Origin of the sequence: Billgrantia desiderata (assembly GCF_900108215.1) — a bacterium.
In the GTDB taxonomy this organism is placed as follows: Bacteria; Pseudomonadota; Gammaproteobacteria; order Pseudomonadales; family Halomonadaceae; genus Halomonas; species Halomonas desiderata.
On record NZ_FNVC01000023.1, the window covers coordinates 23,132 to 44,372 of the forward strand.

Consider the following 21,241-nt stretch of genomic DNA (forward strand, 5'->3'; position numbering starts at 1 on the left):
CTGCGCGAGCGAATCGCTTCGGTGAGCGGGGTCGGGGCGGTCGCCTTGACCGCCCCCTCGCGTTAACATAGCGGGCATTTCCGACAAGCAGAGTCCGCTTTCCATGAGTGCAGCTTCCCAGAAGACACGCGTTCTCACCGGTATCACCACCACCGGTACCCCGCACCTCGGCAACTATGTCGGCGCCATCAAGCCCGCCATCGCCGCGAGCCAGGACCCGAGCGTGCAGTCCTACTACTTTCTCGCCGACCTGCATGCACTGATCAAGTGCCAGGACCCGCAGCGGGTGCAGGAGTCGCGCCTGGAGATCGCCGCCACCTGGCTGGCGTTGGGGCTCGATACCGACAACGCCATCTTCTACCGCCAGTCGGACATTCCCGAGATCCCCGAGCTGACCTGGATGCTCTCCTGCGTGTGCGCCAAGGGCCTGATGAATCGCGCCCACGCCTACAAGGCGGCGGTGGCCGAGAACGAGGCCGCCGGCAACCAGGACCCCGACAAGGGCATCACCATGGGCCTGTTCGGCTACCCGGTGCTGATGGCCGCCGACATCCTCATGTTCAACGCTCACAAGGTGCCGGTGGGACGTGACCAGATCCAGCACATCGAGATGGCCCGGGATATCGGCGGGCGCTACAACCACCTGTTCAAGGGCGAGTACTTCACCCTGCCCGAGGCGGTGGTCGACGACGAGGTGGCGGTGCTCAACGGCCTCGACGGACGCAAGATGTCCAAGAGCTACAACAACACCATCCCGCTGTTCGTCTCCGAGAAGAAGCTGCTCAAGCTGGTGCGCAAGATCAAGACCAACTCGCTTGAGCCCGGCGAGCCCAAGGACCCGGAAGGCTGCACTCTGTTCCAGATCTACTCCGCCTTCGCCAGCCGCGAGGAGCGCGAAGCGATGCGTGCCGAGTACGCCAACGGCATCGGCTGGGGCGAGGTCAAGAACCGCCTGTTCGAGCAGCTCGACACTCAGCTGCGCGAACCGCGGGAGCGCTACCAGGCGCTGATGGAGGATCCGGGGCACATCGAGAACGTGCTGCAGAAGGGTGCCGAACGGGCCCGCGCCGAGGCCGCACCGTTCATGGACAAGCTGCGCCAGGCCGTGGGCCTGGGACGCTTCGTCTAGCCTGCGAAACTGACCTTCGAAGCTGACCTTGGAAGCTGATCTTTGAAGGGAGTGAACGGGGCGCCTGCGGGCGCCCCGTTGCGTTGTGTCCACGCTGGCGGAGTGCGGCCTAACTTGCCAAGCTGCAGGGGCGAATCGAAAGGAGGAGTTTCATGGCCACTGCACTGGAAGCGAAAGGGCCCCGGCAGATCTCCCTGACGCTGGGGGCACTGCTGTTGGCAGGCGCTGTGCTGATCGGATTGGCTTACGGCACGCGCCTGGGGCTGCTGATGATCGTCGGGGCACTGCTCGGCGTGTCGCTCTATCACGCCGCCTTCGGCTTCACCGCCGCCTGGCGCGTCTTCATCAGCGAGCGACGCGGGCGCGGGCTGCGTGCCCAGATGGTGATGCTGGCCATCGCCGTGCTGCTGTTCTTTCCTGCGCTGGGGGCCGGCACTCTGTGGGGCCAGGAGGTGGCCGGCTTCGTCTCTCCGATCGGCGTTTCGGTGGTGTTCGGCGCCTTCCTGTTCGGTATCGGCATGCAACTGGGCGGTGGCTGCGCCTCGGGTACGCTGTTCACCGCCGGCGGCGGCAACGCCCGCATGGTCATCACCCTCATCTTTTTCATCGTCGGCTCGCTGATCGGCAGCGCCCACTTCGCCTGGTGGATAGGCCTGCCGGCCTTTCAGCCGGTATCGCTGGTGCACACCTTCGGTGCCGGCGGCGGCATGGCCGTGAGTCTGGCCCTGTTCGGAGGCATCGCTGCGCTGACCGTGCTGCTGGAGAAGCGCCGCCACGGCGGGTTGGAGGAAGCGCCACGGGCCAACTTCAGCCAGGGGCGCTGGCTCACCGGCCCCTGGCCCTTGCTGCTGGGTGCGGTGGCGCTGGCGCTGCTCAATTTCGCCACCCTGGCGCTGGCCGGGCGCCCCTGGGGCATCACCTCCGCCTTCGCCCTGTGGGGGGCCAAGGTCTACGAGTTCATCGGCGGCGACGTGAGCCAGTGGGGCTACTGGCAGAGCCCCGACAATGCCGCCACGCTGCGCGCCAGCGTGTGGAGCGACATCACCACGGTGATGAACGTGGGTATCATCCTCGGTGCCATGATGGCCGCGACGCTGGCCGGGCGCTTCGCGCCGACCCTGCGCATTCCGCTCGGCTCGGTGATGGCGGCGGTGATCGGCGGGCTGATGCTGGGCTATGGCGCGCGGCTCGCCTTCGGCTGCAACATCGGCGCCTACTTCAGCGGCATCGCTTCCGGCAGCCTGCACGGCTGGGTGTGGCTGGTGGCGGGTTTCGCCGGCAATGCGGTCGGCATACGACTGCGCCCGCTGTTCTTCGAGCGCCCCAGCGAAGGATCCCGGGCCAAGAGCGGCTGAGGCGGGGCGCCATGGTGCGGGAGGCGTGGTAGAGTTACGCCAAAGCGCCGCCAGAGCGCTCGGGAAGCCCGCCTGTCGAGCGTTTCCCTACGGCCCGGTTCCAGTCACCGTATCGAGACAAGAGATGCCTGAAAGCAAACGTCCACTTTACATTCCCTACGCTGGTCCTTCGCTGCTCGAGATGCCGCTGCTCAACAAGGGCAGCGCCTTCACCCGCGAGGAGCGGCTCGAATTCAACCTGGTCGGCCTGCTGCCGCAGAACGTGGAGACCATCGAGGAACAGGCCGAGCGGGCCTACCGCCAGTACCAGCAGTGCCATAGCGATCTGGAACGGCACATCCACCTGAGGGCGATCCAGGACGACAACGAGACGCTCTACTACCACATGGTCATGGAGCATCTCGAGGAGATGCTGCCGATCATCTATACCCCTACGGTGGGGCAGGCCTGCGAGGAGTTCTCCAATATCTACCGCAGTCACCGCGGCCTGTTCATCAGCTACCCCGACCGCGAGCGGATGGACGACATCCTGCGCAGTGCCACCAAGGACAAGGTCAAGGTGATCGTGGTCACCGATGGGGAGCGCATCCTCGGTCTCGGCGATCAGGGCATCGGCGGCATGGGTATCCCCATCGGCAAGCTGGCGCTGTATACCGCCTGTGGCGGCATCAGCCCAGCCTACACGCTGCCGATCATGCTCGACGTGGGCACCAACAATCAGGCATTGCTCGATGACCCCATGTACATGGGTTGGCGCCACCCGCGTATCTCCCAGGAGGAGTACGACGCCTTCCTCGAGGAGTTCATCGCTGCGGTGAAACGGCGCTGGCCCAACGTGCTGCTGCAGTTCGAGGACTTTGCCCAGGCCAACGCGGTACCGCTGCTGGAGCGCTATCGCGACCAGCTGTGCTGCTTCAACGACGACGTGCAGGGCACTGCGGCGGTGGCCGTGGGCACCCTGATGGCAGCCTGCCAGGCCCGCGACGAGACCATCGCCGACCAGCGCGTGGTGTTCGTCGGCGCCGGCTCCGCCGGCTGCGGCATCGCCGAGCAGGTCGTCATCGCCATGCAGGCCGAAGGGCTCAGCGAGAAGGAGGCACGGCGGCGGGTGTTCATGGTCGACCGCGAGGGGCTCGTCACCAGCGATCAGGAGTGGCTGCGTGACTTCCAGCGCCGCCTGGCCCACGACCCGGCGCTGGTCGAGGGGTGGCAGGACCAGTCGCTGCTCGAGGTGGCGCGCCATATCAAGCCCACCGTGCTGATCGGTGTCTCGGGCCAGCCGGGGCTGTTCTCCGAGGAGGTGATTCGCGCCATGCATGCCGGCTGCGAGCGCCCGGTGATCATGCCGCTCTCCAACCCCACCTCCCGCGTCGAGGCCGTGCCGGCCGACGTGATCGAATGGACCAACGGCCAGGCCCTGGTGGCCACCGGCAGTCCCTTCCCGCCGGTGGAGTACGAGGGCAAGATCTATCCCATTGCCCAGTGCAACAACGCCTACATCTTCCCCGGCATCGGCCTCGGCGTGGTGGCCAGCGGTGCCAAGCGCATCACCGATACCATGCTGATGACCGCCTCCCGGGCGCTGGCCCGCGAGGCGCCGCTGGTGAAGGCAGGCAAGGGGGCATTGCTGCCGCCGCTGTCGCAGATCCGCGAGCTGTCCAAGGCCATTGCCTTCGAAGTCGCTGCCCAGGCCCAGCAGGAGGGCATGGCGCTGCGCACCGACGGCATCAAGCTGCGTCAGGCCATCGAGCGCAGCAGCTGGACGCCGGAGTACCGCAGCTATCGGCGCCGCTCGTTCTGACGCAGAAGTTTCAGGTCAGGCAATGACAAAGGCCCTGCCGGATATCCGGCAGGGCCTTTTGCATGAGCGCAGGATGCTGGGCGGACCTAGGCCGCGCCGATCATCCGCCGCAGCACGTAGTGGAGGATGCCGCCGTGGCGGTAGTACTCCAGTTCGTTGGCGGTGTCGATACGGCACAGGGCTTCGATCTTTTTCTCGCCCTTGGCGCTCTTCACCGTGACGTTGACCTGACCGCCCGGGGTGAGGTCGGCCAACCCTTCGATGGAGATCGTCTCGTCGCCGGTCAGACCGAGCGTCTTGCGATTCTCGCCCTCGGGGAACTGCAGCGGCACCACGCCCATGCCGATCAGGTTGGAGCGGTGGATGCGCTCGTAGGACTCGGCCAGCACCGCGCGCACGCCGAGCAGCCGCGTGCCCTTGGCCGCCCAGTCCCGCGACGAACCGGTGCCGTACTCCTTGCCGGCCACCACCACCAGCGGCGTGCCCTTCTCCTGATACTTCATCGCCGCATCGTAGATCGCCATCTGCTCGCCGGTGGGCACGTGGCGGGTCTCGCCGCCCACCACGCCGTCGAGCATCTCGTTGCGGATACGCACGTTGGCGAAGGTGCCGCGCATCATCACTTCGTGGTTGCCGCGCCGCGAGCCGTAGGAGTTGAAGTCCACCGGCTTGATGCCGCGCTCCTGCAGATAGCGTCCGGCAGGGCTGTCGGGCTTGATCGAGCCGGCCGGCGAGATGTGGTCGGTGGTCACCGAGTCGCCCAGGATGGCGAGGATGTGGGCGTCCCTGACGTCCTCGATCGGCTCCGGGTCGCGGCCCATGCCCTCGAAGAAAGGCGGATGCTGGATGTAGGTGGAGGAGGGCGACCACTCGTAGACCTGGCTCTGGGGCACCTGCAGTGCCTTCCAGGTCTCGTCACCCTCGAACACCTCGGCGTACTCCTTGCGGAACATCTCGGTCTTGACCTTCTCCACCGCGCTGGCGATGTCGGCCTGAGAGGGCCAGATGTCCTGCAGGTAGACCGGGTTGCCGTCCTGGTCCTCGCCCAGCGGATCCTGGGTCAGATCCAGACGCACGTTGCCGGCCAGGGCGTAGGCCACCACCAGCGGCGGCGAGGCGAGCCAGTTGGTCTTCACCAGCGGGTGGATGCGCCCTTCGAAGTTGCGGTTGCCGGAGAGCACCGAGGCCACGGTGAGGTCGCCATCCTCGACCGCCTTCTCGATGGGCGGCGGCAGCGGGCCGGAGTTGCCGATGCAGGTGGTGCAGCCGTAGCCCACCAGGTTGAAGCCCAGCGCATCCAGGTCGTCCTGCACGCCACCGGCGGCCAGGTATTCGGTGACCACCTTGGAGCCGGGGGCCAGCGAGGTCTTGACCCACGGCTTGGTGGTGAGCCCCTTGGCACGGGCGTTGCGCGCCAGCAGGCCGGCGGCCAGCATCACGCTGGGGTTGGAGGTGTTGGTGCAGGAGGTGATGGCGGCGATGACCACGGCGCCGGGGTTGAGCTTGAACTGCTCGCCGTCCATCTCGACGTTCTGGCTGTCATGATGCTCGTAGCTGTCGTGGACGCCGACGGCGGTCTGCCCGCCTTCGGAGAACAGGCGGCCTTTCTCTTCGCTGGGCGTTGCCTTGCCGTTCTCCTCCCCCTGCATCAATTTCTCGAAGGTGGTTTTCATGTCCTTGAGTGCCACCCGATCCTGGGGCCGCTTGGGGCCGGCCAGGCTGGCCTCGACGTCGCCCAGGTCGAGGTGCAGGGTGTCGCTGAAGATCGGCTCGTCGCCGGGCTCGCGCCACAGCCCCTGCGCCTTGCAATACTCCTTCACCAGGGCGATCAGGCTGTCTTCACGACCGGTCAGGCGCAGGTAGGCCAGGGTCTCGTCGTCGACCGGGAAGAAGCCGCAGGTGGCGCCGTACTCCGGTGCCATGTTGGCGATGGTGGCGCGGTCGGCCAGCGGCAGGTCGGCCAGGCCGTCACCGTAGAACTCGACGAACTTGCCCACCACGCCGCGGCTGCGCAGCATCTGGGTCACCGTCAGCACCAGGTCGGTGGCGGTGATCCCTTCCTTGAGCTTGCCGGTGAGCTTGAAACCGACCACTTCGGGAATCAGCATCGACACCGGCTGGCCGAGCATGGCGGCTTCGGCCTCGATGCCGCCCACCCCCCAGCCGAGCACGCCGAGCCCGTTGATCATGGTGGTATGGGAGTCGGTGCCCACCAGGGTATCGGGATAGGCGAAGACCTTGCCGTTCTCCTCCTTGGTCCACACCGTACGGCCCAGGTACTCCAGATTGACCTGATGGCAGATACCGGTGCCCGGCGGTACCACGCTGAAGTTGTCGAAGGCCTGCTGCCCCCAGCGCAGGAACTCGTAGCGCTCGCGGTTGCGCTCCATCTCGATGGCAACGTTGTCCTTGAAGGCGGTGGGATTGCCGAACTTATCCACCATCACCGAGTGGTCGATGACCAGATCCACCGGCGACAGCGGGTTGATGCGTGACGGATCCTCACCGAGCTTTTCCACCGCGGCGCGCATCGAGGCCAGGTCCACCACGCCGGGCACGCCGGTGAAGTCCTGCATCAGCACCCGTGCCGGACGATAGCCGATCTCGCGGTTCGAGCGCCCGCCCTGCTGCCAGTCGATCAACGCCTGGATGTCTTCGCGCGCCACGCTCGGGTCGTCGGCGAAGCGCAGCTGGTTCTCCAGCAGGATCTTCAACGTCTTGGGCAGCCGGTCGATGTTGCCCATCTCCTCGGCCACCTTCGGCAGCGAGTAGTAGTGATAAGTGGTGCCGTCTGCGACCAGGGTCTGCAGCGTATCCGGCATCTCGTCACGGCTCATGAAGGCCTCCTGTCACGGTTGAGAACGGTCCTTTTCGTACTCTCGTCTTTATCACATGGTCATGATAGGCCTCCCTTTCAAGCACTGCCCAAGGTTTCTATGCTGAAGGAAAATCCGTTGCATGGCGCCGAGGCCCCGCCGGGGGAGGGGCTGGCGCCGGGAGTTTCGTCATGCATGAAGAACGCCTCGACAGCTACCCCGTTCACTGCCCCTACTGCAACATGCCCTTCGACCTGCCGGTGGATCTCTCCCAGGGCAGCCACCAGACCTGGGAAGACTGCCCGTTCTGCTGCGCGCCGATACAGGTGCGGATCGACGTCTCGCCCTTGGATGGTGAGCTGGAGACCCTCATGCTGGGCCGCGATGACGAAGTGCTGTAGGCAGGCCCGGACGTTGGCGGGCCGAGCGTGGATGCACCCACCACTGGCCATGGGCTGGTACAATGGCGGCAACCGTCTCTCCGGCAACAGGCAATGACCGCGACCGGAGTGAGTCAACTACCCCTCTTTGCGTTTTCGAACAGCGAGGATCTCTTCATGAGCGAAGCGCGTCACGAACGCCTGATCATCCTGGGTTCCGGCCCGGCAGGTTATACCGCCGCCGTCTATGCGGCACGTGCCAATCTCAAGCCGGTGTTGATCACCGGTATCCAGGCCGGCGGCCAGCTGACTACCACCACCGACGTGGACAACTGGCCCGGCGACGATGCCGGGGTGCAGGGGCCCGAGCTCATGGAGCGCATGAAGCGCCATGCCGAACGCTTCGATACCGAAGTGCTGTTCGACCATATCCATGAGGTAGACCTGCGCAACCGACCCTTCACCCTCAAGGGCGACAGCGGCAGCTATACCTGCGATGCGCTGATCGTCGCCACCGGCGCCAGCGCCCGTTACCTGGGGCTGCCCTCGGAGCAGCAGTTCATGGGCCAGGGGGTGTCGGCCTGCGCCACCTGCGATGGTTTCTTCTATCGCAACAAGGAGGTCGTGGTGGTGGGCGGCGGCAACACCGCCGTGGAAGAGGCGCTCTACCTCTCCAACATCGCGTCGAAGGTGACCCTGGTGCACCGACGCGACAGCCTGCGTGCCGAGAAGATCCTGCAGGACAAGCTGCGCGAGAAGGCCGCGAGCGGCAACGTGGTGCTCGAGTGGAACCACGTGGTGGAAGAGGTGCTGGGCGACGCCAGCGGCGTGACCGGCGTGCGTATTCGTTCCACCCTCGACGACAGCGTCAAGGAGATCGAGGCGCCCGGCGTGTTCATCGCCATCGGCCACAGCCCCAACACCGGCATCTTCGAGGGTCAGCTCGAGATGCATGACGGCTACATCAAGGTGAAGTCCGGCCTCGAGGGCAATGCCACCGCTACCAGCATTCCCGGCGTGTTCGCCGCCGGCGACGTGATGGATCACGTCTACCGCCAGGCGGTGACCTCTGCCGGCACCGGCTGCATGGCGGCGCTGGATGCGGAGCGCTACCTGGACGATCTCGTCTGAGCAGTGACGCTAGGTAGAGGCGAGCGTCGCCGGGGCAGGGTGTAGCGGAGGTTTTTTGCCATGGATGGCAAAAATAGCGCCCAGGGATGGGTTCACAGCGCCTCCGCGGCACCCTGGCGCCGGTAAAGGCGCGAACCAGTCTCTCCAGCTCTTGGTACAGGACCGGTCAATAGTGCGGCGGCACCTCATCCTGCGGTGACGGTGCCGCCATCTCCACTTCCTGCAGCGCCTGCTGTTGATCGCGCAACTTCTCCTGCATCAGCGCATTGATGCGCTCCAACTGGGCCAGGCGTCTTTCCTGGCCGGCGACGGCCTGATCCAGCGTGTCGAGCCAGTGCTCCTGGTAGGCGATACGACTCTCCAGTGCTTCCAGGCGTGCGGCGAGCGCATTCTCGGGGCTCATGCTAGAATCGTCGCGCTGCGTGTCGCTGTTCATCGTGACACCTTCATCGGTCGACGAGGCCTCGGGTCGTGTCGTCATAGATATCTCGTTTCACCATTCCACATAACAAGTGAGCAATACGGATCCATGAATCGCAAGGTTATCTTTCGCTGTACGTTGATCAGCCTATTATTGGCACTGCCGGCTCCACTGCTGATCGTCCTCTTTCTCTCGCTGTTCGGCGGCGAATTGGCGGCTCAGCTGTTTCTCATCCTGGAGGGCGGCGGCGTGGCGCCGGGCTATCTTGCCGTGGCTGCCGCCGCCTTCGTGCTGCTGCTGATCGCCACTCTCACCCTTCACGCCTTCAGCCCCCGGCTTGCGGTACTGGCCGAGGTGGAGAACGACGACCGCGAAATCGGCGAAGTGAAGTGGTTCAACGTCAACAAGGGTTACGGCTTCATCAAGCGCGAGACGGGTGAAGACGTGTTCGTCCATTTTCGCGCCATTCGCGGTCGCGGTCACCGTACCCTGGCCGAGGGCCAGAAGGTGCGTTACCACGTGATTGAAAATGATCGGGGGCTTCAAGCCGACGACGTCACTGTTATAACTTGAGCGAAGCGCCTGCGCTCGACCAGGCGTTGTTGGAGTGTGGAAAGAGAGCACTTCCGCCTAGCCTGATCATCGCTCGCCAGCTTTCGCAAGCTGGTCAGGCTTCAACAACATCGCCCCGCATGTTTCGAACATGCGGGGCGATGTCGTTTCGGGTCACCGGCCGGAGTCGGGCCAGTCGATGGCGCCTTCGCTGCCGTCGGGGAGTACCTGCCAGAAGCGGTCGGGGTCGTCGCCGGGCTGCCAGCCGCCCAGCGAGCAGCGTACCTCGCAGCCGAGCCGGGCGGCGGCGTCGCGGGCGCAGTCGCAGTCCCGCGGCCAGGGCGTACGATCGCTGTCGAACCACAGGCTGGCAAAGCCGTCGGCGGCCTTCTCCACCAGCAGTACCGGCACGACCTGCCCGTCGTAGTGGCCGCGGGTTTGCCACTTGTTGCGCCCGGCCTCACGCAGCGGGGCAGCGTCCAGCGTTTCGCCCAGCCAGGCGTCGATGGCCGCAAGCGGCGCCTGGCGCAGGTAGACCTCGATATCGGGGTAGTGCAGCTGGCTGTCGTGCGAGTCGGGCATGGTGAACACTTCCTTGGCGTATTCAGGGCTGGGCGGAGCCGTTGACGAAGAGCTTGCCCAGAATCGCTTCGTAGATCCGGCTCAGGTCGTCCAGGTCGGCGGCACGCACGCGTTCGTTGGTCTGGTGGATGGTGGCGTTACGCGGCCCCAGCTCCACCACCTGGCTGCCCAGGGTGGCGATGAAGCGCCCGTCCGAGGTGCCGCCGCTGGTGGAGAGCTTGGGGCGTCGGCCGAGTACGGCTTCGACGCCGTGCAGGGCGGCATCCACCAGCTCGCCTTCGGCGGTCAGGAACGGCTCGCCGTTGAGGGTCCAGTCGAGCTGATACTCGAGGCCGTGGGCATCGAGAATGGCCTGGGTTCGCTCACGCAGCTGTTCGTGGGTCACCTCGGTGGAGAAACGGAAGTTGAACACCACCTCCACGTCGCCGGGAATCACGTTGGTGGCCCCGGTGCCGGCGCGGATGTTGGAGATCTGAAAGCTGGTGGCAGGGAAGAAGGCGTTGCCCGAGTCCCAGTGTTCGCGCACCAGGGCATCGAGCGCGGGCATCGCCTGGTGGATGGGGTTGCGTGCCAGGTGCGGGTAGGCCACATGACCCTGGATGCCCTTGATGTGCAGTACGCCGCCCAGCGAGCCGCGGCGGCCGTTCTTGATCACGTCGCCCAGCACGTCGGTGGAGGAAGGTTCGCCGACGATGCAGTAGTCGAGCCGTTCGTGACGCTCGCGCAGGTGCTCGACCACGGCCCGGGTACCGTCCACCGCCGGCCCCTCTTCGTCGGAGGTGATCAGAAAGGCGATGCGCCCATGGTGGTCGGGGTGGGCGGTGACGAAGCGCTCCACCGCGGTGATCATGGCCGCCAGGCTGCCCTTCATGTCGGCGGAGCCGCGGCCGCGCAGCATGCCGTCGTCATCGATGCAGGGCTCGAAGGGCGGATACTCCCAGTAGGTGTGCGGCCCGCTCGGCACCACATCGGTATGGCCGGCGAAGGCCAGCACGGGACCGTGGTGGCCGTGGGTCGCCCAGAAGTTTTCCACGTCGCCGAAGGGCAGGCGCTCGATGTGAAAGCCGAGCCGCTCCAGGCGCTCGATCATCAGCGCCTGGCAGCCCAGGTCGTCGGGCGTGACGGAGGGCCGGCGGATCAGCTCCATGGCGAGCTGCAGAGTCGGGGAGAGCCCCTGTGGCTCAGTTGTTGGCATGCAGGGCCTCGTTGAGCGCGATGGCGCTCTTGTTGGTCAGGCACTCGATGCGGCCGTTCTGCGAGTTGCGGCGCAGCAACAGGTCGCTCTGGCCGGCCAGCTCGCGAGCCGCCACGGTCTTGACCTCCTGGCCCTGGTCGTCGAGCAGAGTGACCTTGGCCCCGGCGGTGATGTAGAGCCCGGCTTCCACGGTGCAGCGGTCGCCCAGGGGGATGCCGATACCGGCGTTGGCACCGATCAGACAGCCTTCGCCGACCTTGATCACGATGTTGCCGCCGCCGGAGAGGGTACCCATGGTGGAGCAGCCGCCGCCCAGATCGGAGCCCTTGCCCACCAGCACGCCGGCGGAGATGCGCCCCTCGATCATGCCGGGGCCTTCGGCGCCGGCATTGAAGTTGACGAAGCCCTCATGCATCACGGTGGTACCTTCGCCGAGATAGGCGCCCAGACGTACCCGGGCGGTATCGGCGATGCGCACGCCGCTGGGCACCACGTAGTCGGTCATCTTGGGGAACTTGTCGACGCAGTCCACCGACAGGGCGCGGCCTTCGAGGCGTGCCTTGAGGCGCCGGGCGGGCAGCTCCTCGATGTCGATCGGGCCTTCGCTGGTCCAGGCCACGTTACGCAGCAGGCCGAACATGCCGGTGAGATCGAGGCCGTGGGGCTTGACCAGACGGTGCGACAGCAGATGCAGCTTGAGGTACACCTCGGGCACGCTCTGCGGCGGCACGTCGCTGTCGATGAAGGTGGCGACCAGCGGGCGCTGGCTTGCCGCCAGCGCCTCGGCCAGTTCGGCCTGGGCCACGTGACCTGCGGCCTTGAGTGCCTCGGCGATGTCGCTGCAGTGTTCCGGCAGGAAGCTGACGGCAGCGTTGCCGCTGGGGATGTCGAGCACCTTGCCGACGGCTTCCACCAGGCTGGCATCCGGTTTGAACAGCGGGGCCGGATAGTAGATCTCCAGCCAGTCGCCCTGGGTGTTCTGGGTGCCGATTCCGAAGGCAAAACTCAACATGGGGTGTCCTCGTGTCTTGATGGTAAGTCTTTATGGTAAGGGGTCAGCCTTTGAGGTCGTCGTAGTCGCCGTCGCGATAGCCGACGCGAATCTCGTCGCCGGTATCGAGCAGCGGTCGCTTGAGCAGGGTGGGGTTGGCCATGATCAAGGTGCGGGCCTTGTTGGCATCGAGATCCTGCTTGTCCTCTTCGGGGAGATTGCGCCAGGTGGTACTGCGCCGGTTGAGCGCCTCCATCACCGGCACGCGCGCAAGAATGTGTTCGAGCAGGGCGGCGGAGAGGCCGTCCTCGCGCAGATCGTGGATCTGATAGGGCAGGCCCTTTTCGTCCAGCGCCTTGCGTGCCTTGCGGCAGGTGTCGCAGCTCTTGATCACGAACAGAGTTGCCATCATGCCCTCCTTTCGATGAAACGGCGAATTCGGCCGGCGGCTTCGACGGTGGGCTCGAGTTCGGCCACCAGCGCCAGACGGATGCGTCCGGCACCGGGGTTGTCGCCCCGCCCGTCCGCGCGGCCCCTTCCGTCGCCGGTGGTGGGGCGACCCATATAGCTGCCGGGCAGCACGCTGACGTGCTCGGCGGCGAACAGCTCGCGGGTGAAGGCTTCGTCGTCGCCGCCGGGCACCGCCGGCCATAGGTAGAAACTGGCCTCGGGGGCGGGAAATTCAAGCACCGGGGCGAGGATTTCGGTCACCGCGGCGAACTTCTCGCGATAGGCGTCGCGGTTGGCGCGTACGTGGGCCTCGTCGTTCCAGGCGGTGATCGAGGCGTGCTGCAGCGGCAGCGACATGGCGCAGCCGTGGTAGGTGCGGTAGCGCTTGAACGGAGCGATCAGCTCGGCGTCGCCGGCAACGAAGCCCGAGCGCAGCCCGGGCAGGTTGGAGCGCTTGGAGAGCGAATGGAACACCAGGCAGCGACGGTAGTCGTGGCGGCCCATCGCCGCGCAGGCCTCCAGCAGCCCCGGCGGCGGTGCGTCTGCGTCCAGGTAGAGCTCGGAGTAGCACTCGTCGGAGGCGATGATGAAGTCGAACTCGTCGGCCAGGGCGATCAGCTTCTGAAACTCCGCCCGCGGCGTCACCGCGCCGGTGGGGTTGCCCGGCGAGCAGAGGAAGAGGATCTGCACCTCGCGCCACACCTCGGCCGGCACGGCGTCGAAGTCGGGGCGAAAGCCGCTCTCGGCCCGGCAGTCCAGATAGTGCGGCTGGCCGCCGGCGAGCAGGGTGGCGCCCTCGTAGATCTGATAGAACGGGTTGGGCACCGCCACCCGTGCCGGACGGCTGCGGTCCAGTGCGGCCTGGACGAAGGCGAAGATCGCCTCGCGGGTGCCGTTGACCGGCAGCACCTGGCGCTCGGGGTCGAGCCCGTCGAGACGAAAGCGACGCCGGGCCCAGGCCGCGATGGCGCCGCGCAGCTCGGGGATGCCGGAGGTGGCCGGATAACGGGCGAAATCGAGCTGGTGCGCATGCAGCGTCGCCAGCGCCCCGGCGAAGGGCGCATGCTGCGGTTCGCCGATGGTCAGCGGGATGTGCGCGAGCTGCGCGGGCGGCGTCACACCGGCCTTGAGCGTGGCGAGCTTCTCGAAGGGATAGGGCTTGAGGGCGTCGAGATCGGGGTTCATCGGTGTCCAGGCGCCGGTAAGCGGCGTCGTTGTCGTGGCTGCGGGCAGACCGACGATTATAGGGAAGCCCCTGACTGGCCTCAAACCAATCGCGCTCGGCTCGAACCAATCGCGTTCGCCTCGAAACGACCGCGTTCGCCTGGTGCCGAGCGCGGCGGGCCTCAGCCCGCCACGTCCAGCACTTCGATCAGGCGCTCGCGCAGGCGCTGCTGGCGCTCGGGATCGGTCAGCGGCGCGCCCGACTTGTCGGTGATGAAGAAGACGTCCTCCACCCGCTCGCCCAAGGTGGCGATCTTGGCCGCCGAGAGCGAGATGTCCTGCTCCATGAAGATGCGCCCGACCCGGGCCAGCAGGCCGGGGCGGTCGGGGGCGGTCAGCTCCAGCAGGGTGCGCTCGTTGGCCGGGTCCTGTTCGATCAGTACCTCGGTGGGCACCTTGAAGTGGCGCAGCTGGCGCGGGGTGTGGCGGGTGACGATCTGCGGGTAGTCGTCGGGGTCGTCGAGTTCCTCGACCAGATGCGCGCGGATCTCCTCGATGCGGGCCGGATCGCGAATGGCGCGGCCCTGATCGTCGAGCACGATGAAGGTGTTGAGGGTCCAGTCGTTGCTCGAGGTGGCGATGCGGGCGTCGTGGATCGAGAGCCCGAGCTGCTCCATGGCGGCGGCGGTGGCGGCGAACAGATCGTCCACCGAGCGGGTGTGGATGAACACCTTGGTGCCGCCGTCGGACATGTCGTCGGTGGGGGCGCTGATCAGGATCAGCGGCAGTTCGGAGCCGCCGTGGGCGAGAATGCCCATGGTCTGCCAGACGATCTCGCTGGGGGCGTACTGCAGGAAATACTCCTCGCCGAGCAGCTCCCACAGGCGCTCGACCCGCTCCAGGTCGGCGCCCACGGCCGCCAGCAGCGAGCGCGCCTCGTTGCGCGTCTCGGCGACCCACTCCTCGCGGTCGAGCGGATTGTCCAGGCCGCGGCGCAGGGCGCGTTTTGTCTCGGCGTGGAGCTGGCGTAGCAGCGAGGCCCGCCAGCCGTTCCACAGCGTCGGGTTGGTGGCGTTGATGTCGGCCACCGTCAGCACGTAGAGGTAGTCCAGGCGGGTCTCGTCGCCGACGTGGGCGGCGAACTCACGGATCACGTCGGGGTCGGTGATGTCGCGCTTCTGGGCCACCATCGACATCACCAGATGGTTCTCCACCAGCCAGCTGACCAATCGCGTGTCGCGGCTCGACAGGCCGTGGCGCTCGGCGAAGCGCTCCACGTCGTGGGCGCCGAGGATCGAGTGGTCGCCGCCGCGGCCCTTGCCGATGTCGTGATAGAGCCCGGCGATCCACAGCAGCTCCAGCTTGGGTAGCTGGTGCACCAGTTCCGCCACCACCGGGAACTCCTCGCGGGCCTCGGGCTTGCGGAACTGGTGAATGAACTTGAGCAGCCGCAGGGTGTGGGCATCCACCGTGTAGATGTGGAACAGGTCGTGCTGCATCAGCCCTACCGCCTGGCCGAACTCCGGCAGGTACTTGCCGAGCACGCCGTAGCGGTTCATGCGCCTGAGCTGGCGCGCCACGTTGCCGCTCGAACACAGCAATGACATGAACAGGTGCTGATGCTGGGCGTCGTCGCGGTAGAGGTCGTCGATGAGGTGGCGGTTGTCGCGAATCAGGCGGATGGTGTCGGCGCGTACGCCCTCGATCTCGGGATGCTCTGCCATCAGCAGGAACAGCTCCAGCAGCGCGTAGGGATGCTCGCGGAAGACCGCGCGGTGACGCGCCTTGATGTAGCTGCCTTCGATCACGAAGCGCTCGTTGAGGTCGGTGATCTCGAGCTTTTCGCCGCCGCGCAGGATGGCCTCGTCGAAGTGCTGCAGCAGCATGTCGTTGAGCCCCGCCAGCGCCGTCACGTGGCGGTAGTAGCGCTTCATGAACTGCTCGACGGCCAGACGCTCGGGGGTGTCGCGAAAGCCGAACAGCTCGGCGATGGTGCGCTGGTGGTCGAACAGCAGGCGATCCTCGGCGCGCCCGGTGAGCATGTGCAAGGCATAGCGTACCTGCCACAGGAAGGCCTGGCCCTGGCTCAGGATGTGCAGCTCGGCGTCGTTCATGAAGCCGTTCGCCACCAGGTCCCCGTAGCGCTGGCTGCCGAAGTGGCGCTTGGCCACCCAGCCGATCATCTGGATGTCGCGCAAGCCACCCGGCGAACTCTTGATGTTGGGCTCGAGGTGGTACTCGGAGTTGTTGAAGCGGTGATGGCGGCTGATCTGCTCCTGCCACTTGGCTTCGAAGAAACGGTCGGCGGGCCAGATGCGTTCGGGCGCGATGCGCGCCTTCATCGCCTCGCGCAGCGACTCGGGGCCGGCCAGGGTGCGCGACTCCATCAGGTTGGTGATGATGGTGATGTCGGCGCTGGCCTCGCGTTCGCAGTCGGCCAGCGAGCGCACGCTGTGGCCGATCTCCAGGCCGATATCCCACAGCAGGGTGATGAAGGCGGTCAGCGGCTCGCGATAGGGCGAGTCGTCGTCGTCCGCCAGTAGCAGCATCAGGTCGATGTCGGAGCGGGGGTGGAGTTCGCCGCGTCCGTAGCCGCCCACGGCGAGCAGCGCCACGCCGTCGTCGGGCCACTCCTGCAGCGACCACGCCACGCCGAGCAGCTGATCGAGGCACCAGGCGCGGCCGTGCACCAGGTCGCGAATGTCGGCTCCGGCACGGAACCGCTCGTCCAGGCGCTGCTGAATGTCGCGCAGCGCCGCCTTGAACGGTGCTATCGGCGAGCGGGTGCCGGCGAGCTCGCTGCGGAAGGTGGCAGCATCGAACAGCGTCTCATCGGGAACGAAACGGTAGTGGTGCAGCAGCATGTTGGCTCGACTCAGTGGTCGAGGAAGGAGAAATCTTCCTCGTGGCGCGCCGTGAGCACCTCGACGCCGGTTTCGGTGACCAGCAGGGTATGCTCCCACTGCGCTGACAGACTCTTGTCCCGGGTCACCGCGGTCCATCCGTCGCGCAGCACCTTGGTCTGGTGCCCGCCGACGTTGATCATCGGCTCGATGGTGAAGCACATGCCGGCGGCCAGGGTGGCGTCGGCCTCGGGCGCGTAGCCGTCATAATGCAGCACCTGGGGGTCTTCGTGGAAGGTGGCGCCGATGCCGTGGCCGCAGAAGTCGCGCACCACCGAGTAGCCGTTGGCCTCGGCATGGCCCTGGATGGCGCGGGCCAGTTCGGAGAGGCGCACGCCCGGCCGCACCAGGGCGATGCTCTTGTACAGGCACTCCTGGGTCACCCGGCACAGCCGCTCGCCCTGGATGTTCTCGCCGACGATGAACATCACGCTGGTGTCGCCGTGGTAGCCGTCGGCGGTCTTCACGGTGACATCGACGTTCATGATGTCGCCCTTCTTCAGCTTCTTGTCCGGATCGGGAATGCCGTGGCAGACCACATGGTTGAGCGAGGTGCAGATCGACTTGGGAAAGCCGTGATAGTTGAGCGGTGCCGGAGTGGAGCCCAGTTCGCCCACGATGTAGTCGTGGCACAGGCGATCCAGCTCGCCGGTGGTCACGCCGGCCTGGACGTGAGGGGCGATCATCTCCAGCACGCTGGCGGCCTGGCGACCGGCCTCGCGCATCTTCTCGATCTCGTCGGGCGTCTTGATGGCTATGTTCATGGAATCTCGTATCAGAGGAATGGCAGTGCCTGCAGCATAGGGAAGGGCGGCGGGCGACTTCATCTCGTGGATGAACTATGGTATAAAGCCGCGCGCTTTCCTGCAATCGTCGGGGTCCAGGCCGAACGGCCGGCCGACGAGGCAGCGACGGCGTCGGCGGCGAGTCGCCCAGCGCCTGGCGCAGCACGACTCGAGCCGGTAACTCAACAGCCTTGAAAACACACACGTACCGGCACATGGTCCCGGGTGCTGCCGCGGTTCTTCCCGGCGGTCGGATCCATGGGGTGCGTGGAGGCCTAACCCGATTTTCAGGAGTCATCCATGGCACACGTCAACATGCGTGACCTGCTCAAGGCAGGCGCACACTTCGGTCACCAGACCCGTTACTGGAACCCGAAGATGGGCAAGTTCATCTTCGGCGCGCGTAACAAGATCCACATCATCAACCTCGAGCACACCCTGCCGGCCCTCAACGAGGTGATCGACGTGGTCGAGAAGATGGCCGCTTCCAACAACAAGATCCTGTTCGTCGGCACCAAGCGCAGCGCGAGCAAGATCATCAAGGAAGAAGCCAATCGCGTCGGCATGCCGTTCGTCAACCACCGCTGGCTCGGTGGCATGCTGACCAACTACAAGACCATCCGTCAGTCGATCAAGCGTCTGCGCGACCTCGAGACCATGCGCGAGGACGGCACGTTCGACAAGCTGACCAAGAAAGAAGTCCTGATGGCGACTCGTGAGCAGGACAAGCTCGAGCGCTCCATCGGCGGCATCAAGGAGATGGGCGGTCTGCCCGACGCGCTGTTCGTGATCGACGTGGACCACGAGCGCATCGCCATCAACGAGGCGAACAAGCTCGGCATCCCGGTCATCGGCGTGGTGGACACCAACTCCGATCCGGACGGCGTCGACTACGTGATTCCCGGCAACGATGACTCCATCCGCGCCATCCAGATCTACGTCAAGGCGATCGCCGACGCCTGCGCGCGTGCGAAGGAAGGCCGCCCCGACGAGTTCGTCGAGGTCACCGAGGGTGAAAGCGGCGACGCTACTGCCGCCGCCGAGTAACGGCGCGTCGCTCGAGCCGGCCGTGTCGGCTCGGCAGGGCGGCTGCCCCGCGCGGCCGCCCGCTACCGCTCCGCTACGGCGGAGCGAGTGTTCACCGGGCCTTCGGGCCCGGCGCCCTTATTCCCAGGTCGAACCTGGATCAACCCGGGTTCCACTTACCAAGAGGTGAATTACCATGGCAGCGATCAGCGCTTCCCAGGTCAAGGAGCTGCGCGAGCGTACCGGGCTCGGCATGATGGAGTGCAAGAAGGCACTCACCGAAACGGGTGGTGACATCGAGCTCGCCATCGAGAACCTGCGCAAGAGCTCCGGTCTGAAGGCCGCCAAGAAGGCCGGCCGTACCGCCGCCGAAGGCACCGTGGTGACCCGTGTCGCCGCAGACGGCAGCTATGGCGTGGTGGTCGAGATCAACTCCGAGACCGACTTCGTCGCCCGCGACGACAACTTCAAGGCCTTCGCTGACAAGATTGCCGACGCCTTCTTCGCCGCCAAGAGCGAGGACGTGGCTGCCGTGATGGCCGGCGAACTCGAGAGCGCTCGCGAGCAGCTGGTGCAGAAGATCGGCGAGAACATCGGCGTGCGTCGCTGCGCCGTCGTCGAGGCACCGGCAGGCGCACTGGTGGGCGAATACGTCCACGGCGGCCGCATCGGCGTGCTCACCGTGCTCAAGGGCGGTAACAGCGAAGTGGCCAAGGACGTCGCCATGCACGTGGCCGCGATCAACCCGGCCGTGGCGCTTCCCGAGGACATGCCGCAGGAGCAGCTCGACAAGGAGAAGGCGATCATCCTGGCTCAGCCCGACATGGCCGGCAAGCCCGAGCAGATCGCCGAGAAGATGGTCGAAGGCCGCCTGAAGAAGTACCTGGCCGAGAACAGCCTGACCGAGCAGCCCTTCGTCAAGGATCCGAACCAGTCCGTGGCCGAGTTCGTCAAGGCCGCCGGCGGCGAGGTGCTTGGCTTCACCCGCTTCGAAGTGGGCGAAGGCATCGAGAAGGAAGAAGTCGACTTCGCCAAGGAAGTCATGGAACAGGCTGGCCGTCGCTAAGGTCAGAGGTTCCAGCTCGAGAACGGCGTGCGCGAGAGCGCACGCCTTCTCGTATCCGGCCCCCGCGCCGGACGTAGTAGACTAGCTCATCCCCTTGACGCTATGGAGAGTTGCCATGCCCCCGACCGATCACGTCGACAACCCCGCCAAGCCACGTACTGAAAAATCCAAGTACAAGCGCATCCTGCTCAAGCTCTCCGGCGAGGCGCTGATGGGCGAGCACGATTTCGGCATCGACCCCCAGGTGCTCGACCGCATGGCGCTGGAAATCGGTCAACTGGTGGGCATCGGCGTGCAGGTCGGTATCGTCATCGGTGGCGGCAACCTGTTCCGCGGCGCGGCGCTCAATGCGGCGGGCATGGATCGGGTCACCGGCGACCACATGGGCATGCTGGCCACGGTGATGAACGCCCTGGCCATGCGCGACGCGCTGGAGCGCTCCAACATCCGCTCGCGCGTCATGTCGGCCATCCCCATGAGCGGCGTGGTCGAACACTACGACCGCCGCACGGCGATTCGCTACCTCACCTCCGGCGACGTGGTATTGTTCTCCGCCGGAACCGGCAATCCTTTCTTCACCACCGATTCGGCCGCCTGTCTGCGCGGCATCGAGATCGACGCCAACGTGGTGGTCAAGGCGACCAAGGTGGACGGCGTCTACGACAAGGATCCGGTCAAGCACGCCGATGCGGTCAAGTACGATCATCTGAGCTACGATGATGCGCTCGACCAGAAGCTCGGCATCATGGATTTGACCGCTATCTGCCTGGTGCGGGACCATGACATGCCGGTTCGCGTCTTCAACATGAACAAGCCGGGCGCCCTGCTGAACCTGGTGGTGGGCGGCAAGGAAGGCACGCTGATAGACAGAGGTTGACACCGTGATCAATGACATCCAGAAAGATGCAGAAAGTCGCATGAAGAAGAGCCTCGAGGCCCTTCATGCCAACTTCAACAAGATCCGTACCGGGCGTGCTCACTCCAGCATCCTCGATTCGGTCACCGTGGACTATTACGGTAGCCAGGTGCCGCTCAACCAGGTCGCCTCGGTGAACATCGAAGATGCCCGCACCCTCTCCGTGGTGCCCTGGGAGCAGAACATGGTGCCCAAGATCGAGAAGGCCATCATGACCTCCGATCTGGGCCTCAACCCGTCGAGCGCCGGCAACGTGATCCGCGTGCCGATGCCGATGCTCACCGAAGAGACCCGCAAGGGCTACATCAAGCAGGCTCGCTCCGAGGCCGAGAATGCCCGCGTGGCGGTACGCAACGTGCGTCGCGATGCCAACAACGACATCAAGGCCCTGCTCAAGGAGAAAGAGATCTCCGAGGACGAGCAGCACCGTGCCGAAGACGTGATCCAGAAGCTGACCGACAAGTACATCGGCGAGATCGACAAGCAGCTCGAAGTGAAGGAACACGACCTGATGCAGGTCTGAGCAGCGCCGGGTGGCCCTGCCTGGCCACCCGGACCTCCCACCGCCATTGCGAGAC

Annotated in this window: 19 protein-coding genes; 10 read left to right on the forward strand and 9 right to left on the reverse strand. The window is 65.8% G+C overall.

Annotated elements, in window-relative coordinates; all coding sequences use genetic code 11:
* The first annotated feature begins 103 nt into the window (after positions 1-103).
* The 3 genes from C4S71_RS17650 (at position 104) to C4S71_RS17660 (ending at position 4,285) form a co-directional block, all read left to right on the forward strand.
* Entirely contained in the window at positions 104-1,129 is a 1,026-nt protein-coding gene (locus tag C4S71_RS17650) for a tryptophan--tRNA ligase (protein ID WP_103970067.1), read from the forward strand.
* Positions 1,130-1,281: 152 nt separating this feature from the next.
* Positions 1,282-2,484, forward strand: a complete 1,203-nt coding sequence (locus C4S71_RS17655; protein WP_103970068.1) for a YeeE/YedE family protein — start codon at positions 1,282-1,284, stop codon at positions 2,482-2,484.
* A 124-nt stretch (positions 2,485-2,608) separates the two neighbouring features.
* A complete protein-coding gene (locus tag C4S71_RS17660) occupies positions 2,609-4,285 on the forward strand; it encodes an NAD-dependent malic enzyme (protein WP_086509357.1) in 1,677 nt (558 codons plus the stop codon).
* Positions 4,286-4,371: 86 nt separating this feature from the next.
* Here the strand turns inward: C4S71_RS17660 and acnA are convergent, their stop codons facing one another.
* On the reverse strand, positions 4,372-7,122 hold the full coding sequence (gene acnA, locus C4S71_RS17665; RefSeq protein ID WP_103970069.1) for an aconitate hydratase AcnA: 2,751 nt from the start codon (positions 7,120-7,122) through the stop codon (positions 4,372-4,374).
* Positions 7,123-7,292: 170 nt separating this feature from the next.
* On the opposite strand from acnA, the gene C4S71_RS17670 reads away from it, so the two are divergent.
* Both C4S71_RS17670 and trxB read left to right on the forward strand, forming a co-directional pair.
* On the forward strand, positions 7,293-7,502 hold the full coding sequence (locus C4S71_RS17670) for a zinc ribbon domain-containing protein (protein ID WP_086509355.1): 210 nt from the start codon (positions 7,293-7,295) through the stop codon (positions 7,500-7,502).
* Positions 7,503-7,658: 156 nt separating this feature from the next.
* Positions 7,659-8,612, forward strand: a complete 954-nt coding sequence (trxB, locus tag C4S71_RS17675; protein ID WP_103970070.1) for a thioredoxin-disulfide reductase — start codon at positions 7,659-7,661, stop codon at positions 8,610-8,612.
* 166 nt (positions 8,613-8,778) lie between these two features.
* Here trxB and C4S71_RS17680 read toward each other — a convergent pair whose 3' ends face one another.
* A complete protein-coding gene (locus tag C4S71_RS17680) occupies positions 8,779-9,093 on the reverse strand; it encodes a SlyX family protein (RefSeq protein ID WP_422666857.1) in 315 nt (104 codons plus the stop codon).
* A gap of 48 nt (positions 9,094-9,141) precedes the next feature.
* On the opposite strand from C4S71_RS17680, the gene C4S71_RS22955 reads away from it, so the two are divergent.
* The gene (locus C4S71_RS22955; protein ID WP_086509353.1) at positions 9,142-9,606 is read left to right on the forward strand and encodes a cold-shock protein; all 465 of its coding nucleotides are present in this window, start codon (positions 9,142-9,144) and stop codon (positions 9,604-9,606) included.
* Positions 9,607-9,759: 153 nt separating this feature from the next.
* Here the strand turns inward: C4S71_RS22955 and C4S71_RS17690 are convergent, their stop codons facing one another.
* The 7 genes from C4S71_RS17690 to map form a co-directional block, all read right to left on the reverse strand.
* Positions 9,760-10,167 carry a hypothetical protein gene (locus tag C4S71_RS17690; RefSeq protein ID WP_086509352.1) on the reverse strand — a complete coding sequence of 136 codons (408 nt, stop codon included), beginning with the start codon at positions 10,165-10,167 and terminating at the stop codon, positions 9,760-9,762.
* Between the two features lie 22 nt (positions 10,168-10,189).
* Positions 10,190-11,362 (reverse strand): succinyl-diaminopimelate desuccinylase, encoded by a 1,173-nt coding sequence (gene dapE, locus C4S71_RS17695; protein ID WP_086509351.1) that lies wholly within the window; start codon positions 11,360-11,362, stop codon positions 10,190-10,192.
* Positions 11,349-12,374: a 2,3,4,5-tetrahydropyridine-2,6-dicarboxylate N-succinyltransferase gene (gene dapD / locus C4S71_RS17700; protein ID WP_103970071.1), complete on the reverse strand. Its 1,026-nt coding sequence runs from the start codon at positions 12,372-12,374 to the stop codon at positions 11,349-11,351. The genes dapE and dapD overlap by 14 nt, the downstream gene beginning before the upstream one ends.
* A gap of 43 nt (positions 12,375-12,417) precedes the next feature.
* On the reverse strand, positions 12,418-12,762 hold the full coding sequence (locus C4S71_RS17705) for a Spx/MgsR family RNA polymerase-binding regulatory protein (RefSeq protein ID WP_103970072.1): 345 nt from the start codon (positions 12,760-12,762) through the stop codon (positions 12,418-12,420).
* Entirely contained in the window at positions 12,762-13,988 is a 1,227-nt protein-coding gene (dapC, locus tag C4S71_RS17710) for a succinyldiaminopimelate transaminase (protein ID WP_103970073.1), read from the reverse strand. The genes C4S71_RS17705 and dapC overlap by 1 nt, the downstream gene beginning before the upstream one ends.
* 161 nt (positions 13,989-14,149) lie before the next feature.
* A complete protein-coding gene (locus tag C4S71_RS17715) occupies positions 14,150-16,831 on the reverse strand; it encodes a [protein-PII] uridylyltransferase (protein ID WP_103970074.1) in 2,682 nt (893 codons plus the stop codon).
* A gap of 11 nt (positions 16,832-16,842) precedes the next feature.
* Positions 16,843-17,634, reverse strand: coding sequence for a type I methionyl aminopeptidase (gene map, locus C4S71_RS17720; RefSeq protein ID WP_086509346.1), 792 nt, complete (start codon positions 17,632-17,634; stop codon positions 16,843-16,845).
* A gap of 321 nt (positions 17,635-17,955) precedes the next feature.
* Here map and rpsB point away from each other — a divergent pair, with 321 nt between their 5' ends.
* The 4 genes from rpsB to frr all read left to right on the forward strand — a co-directional run bounded on the left by rpsB (position 17,956) and on the right by frr (position 21,186).
* The gene (gene rpsB / locus C4S71_RS17725) at positions 17,956-18,702 is read left to right on the forward strand and encodes a 30S ribosomal protein S2 (RefSeq protein ID WP_010630160.1); all 747 of its coding nucleotides are present in this window, start codon (positions 17,956-17,958) and stop codon (positions 18,700-18,702) included.
* A 175-nt stretch (positions 18,703-18,877) separates the two neighbouring features.
* Positions 18,878-19,747 carry a translation elongation factor Ts gene (tsf, locus tag C4S71_RS17730; protein WP_103970075.1) on the forward strand — a complete coding sequence of 290 codons (870 nt, stop codon included), beginning with the start codon at positions 18,878-18,880 and terminating at the stop codon, positions 19,745-19,747.
* Between the two features lie 115 nt (positions 19,748-19,862).
* Positions 19,863-20,624 carry a UMP kinase gene (gene pyrH / locus C4S71_RS17735; protein ID WP_086509344.1) on the forward strand — a complete coding sequence of 254 codons (762 nt, stop codon included), beginning with the start codon at positions 19,863-19,865 and terminating at the stop codon, positions 20,622-20,624.
* A gap of 4 nt (positions 20,625-20,628) precedes the next feature.
* Positions 20,629-21,186, forward strand: coding sequence for a ribosome recycling factor (gene frr, locus C4S71_RS17740; RefSeq protein WP_103970076.1), 558 nt, complete (start codon positions 20,629-20,631; stop codon positions 21,184-21,186).
* Positions 21,187-21,241: the final 55 nt, after the last annotated feature.

Coding starts and splice junctions, on each gene's coding strand:
- C4S71_RS17650 (WP_103970067.1), top strand. CDS start 104: ATGAGTGCAGCTTCCCAGAAGACACGCGTTCTCACCGGTATCACCACC.
- C4S71_RS17655 (WP_103970068.1), top strand. CDS start 1,282: ATGGCCACTGCACTGGAAGCGAAAGGGCCCCGGCAGATCTCCCTGACG.
- C4S71_RS17660 (WP_086509357.1), top strand. CDS start 2,609: ATGCCTGAAAGCAAACGTCCACTTTACATTCCCTACGCTGGTCCTTCG.
- acnA (WP_103970069.1), bottom strand. CDS start 7,122: ATGAGCCGTGACGAGATGCCGGATACGCTGCAGACCCTGGTCGCAGAC.
- C4S71_RS17670 (WP_086509355.1), top strand. CDS start 7,293: ATGCATGAAGAACGCCTCGACAGCTACCCCGTTCACTGCCCCTACTGC.
- trxB (WP_103970070.1), top strand. CDS start 7,659: ATGAGCGAAGCGCGTCACGAACGCCTGATCATCCTGGGTTCCGGCCCG.
- C4S71_RS17680 (WP_422666857.1), bottom strand. CDS start 9,093: ATGACGACACGACCCGAGGCCTCGTCGACCGATGAAGGTGTCACGATG.
- C4S71_RS22955 (WP_086509353.1), top strand. CDS start 9,142: ATGAATCGCAAGGTTATCTTTCGCTGTACGTTGATCAGCCTATTATTG.
- C4S71_RS17690 (WP_086509352.1), bottom strand. CDS start 10,167: ATGCCCGACTCGCACGACAGCCAGCTGCACTACCCCGATATCGAGGTC.
- dapE (WP_086509351.1), bottom strand. CDS start 11,362: ATGCCAACAACTGAGCCACAGGGGCTCTCCCCGACTCTGCAGCTCGCC.
- dapD (WP_103970071.1), bottom strand. CDS start 12,374: ATGTTGAGTTTTGCCTTCGGAATCGGCACCCAGAACACCCAGGGCGAC.
- C4S71_RS17705 (WP_103970072.1), bottom strand. CDS start 12,762: ATGGCAACTCTGTTCGTGATCAAGAGCTGCGACACCTGCCGCAAGGCA.
- dapC (WP_103970073.1), bottom strand. CDS start 13,988: ATGAACCCCGATCTCGACGCCCTCAAGCCCTATCCCTTCGAGAAGCTC.
- C4S71_RS17715 (WP_103970074.1), bottom strand. CDS start 16,831: ATGCTGCTGCACCACTACCGTTTCGTTCCCGATGAGACGCTGTTCGAT.
- map (WP_086509346.1), bottom strand. CDS start 17,634: ATGAACATAGCCATCAAGACGCCCGACGAGATCGAGAAGATGCGCGAG.
- rpsB (WP_010630160.1), top strand. CDS start 17,956: ATGGCACACGTCAACATGCGTGACCTGCTCAAGGCAGGCGCACACTTC.
- tsf (WP_103970075.1), top strand. CDS start 18,878: ATGGCAGCGATCAGCGCTTCCCAGGTCAAGGAGCTGCGCGAGCGTACC.
- pyrH (WP_086509344.1), top strand. CDS start 19,863: ATGCCCCCGACCGATCACGTCGACAACCCCGCCAAGCCACGTACTGAA.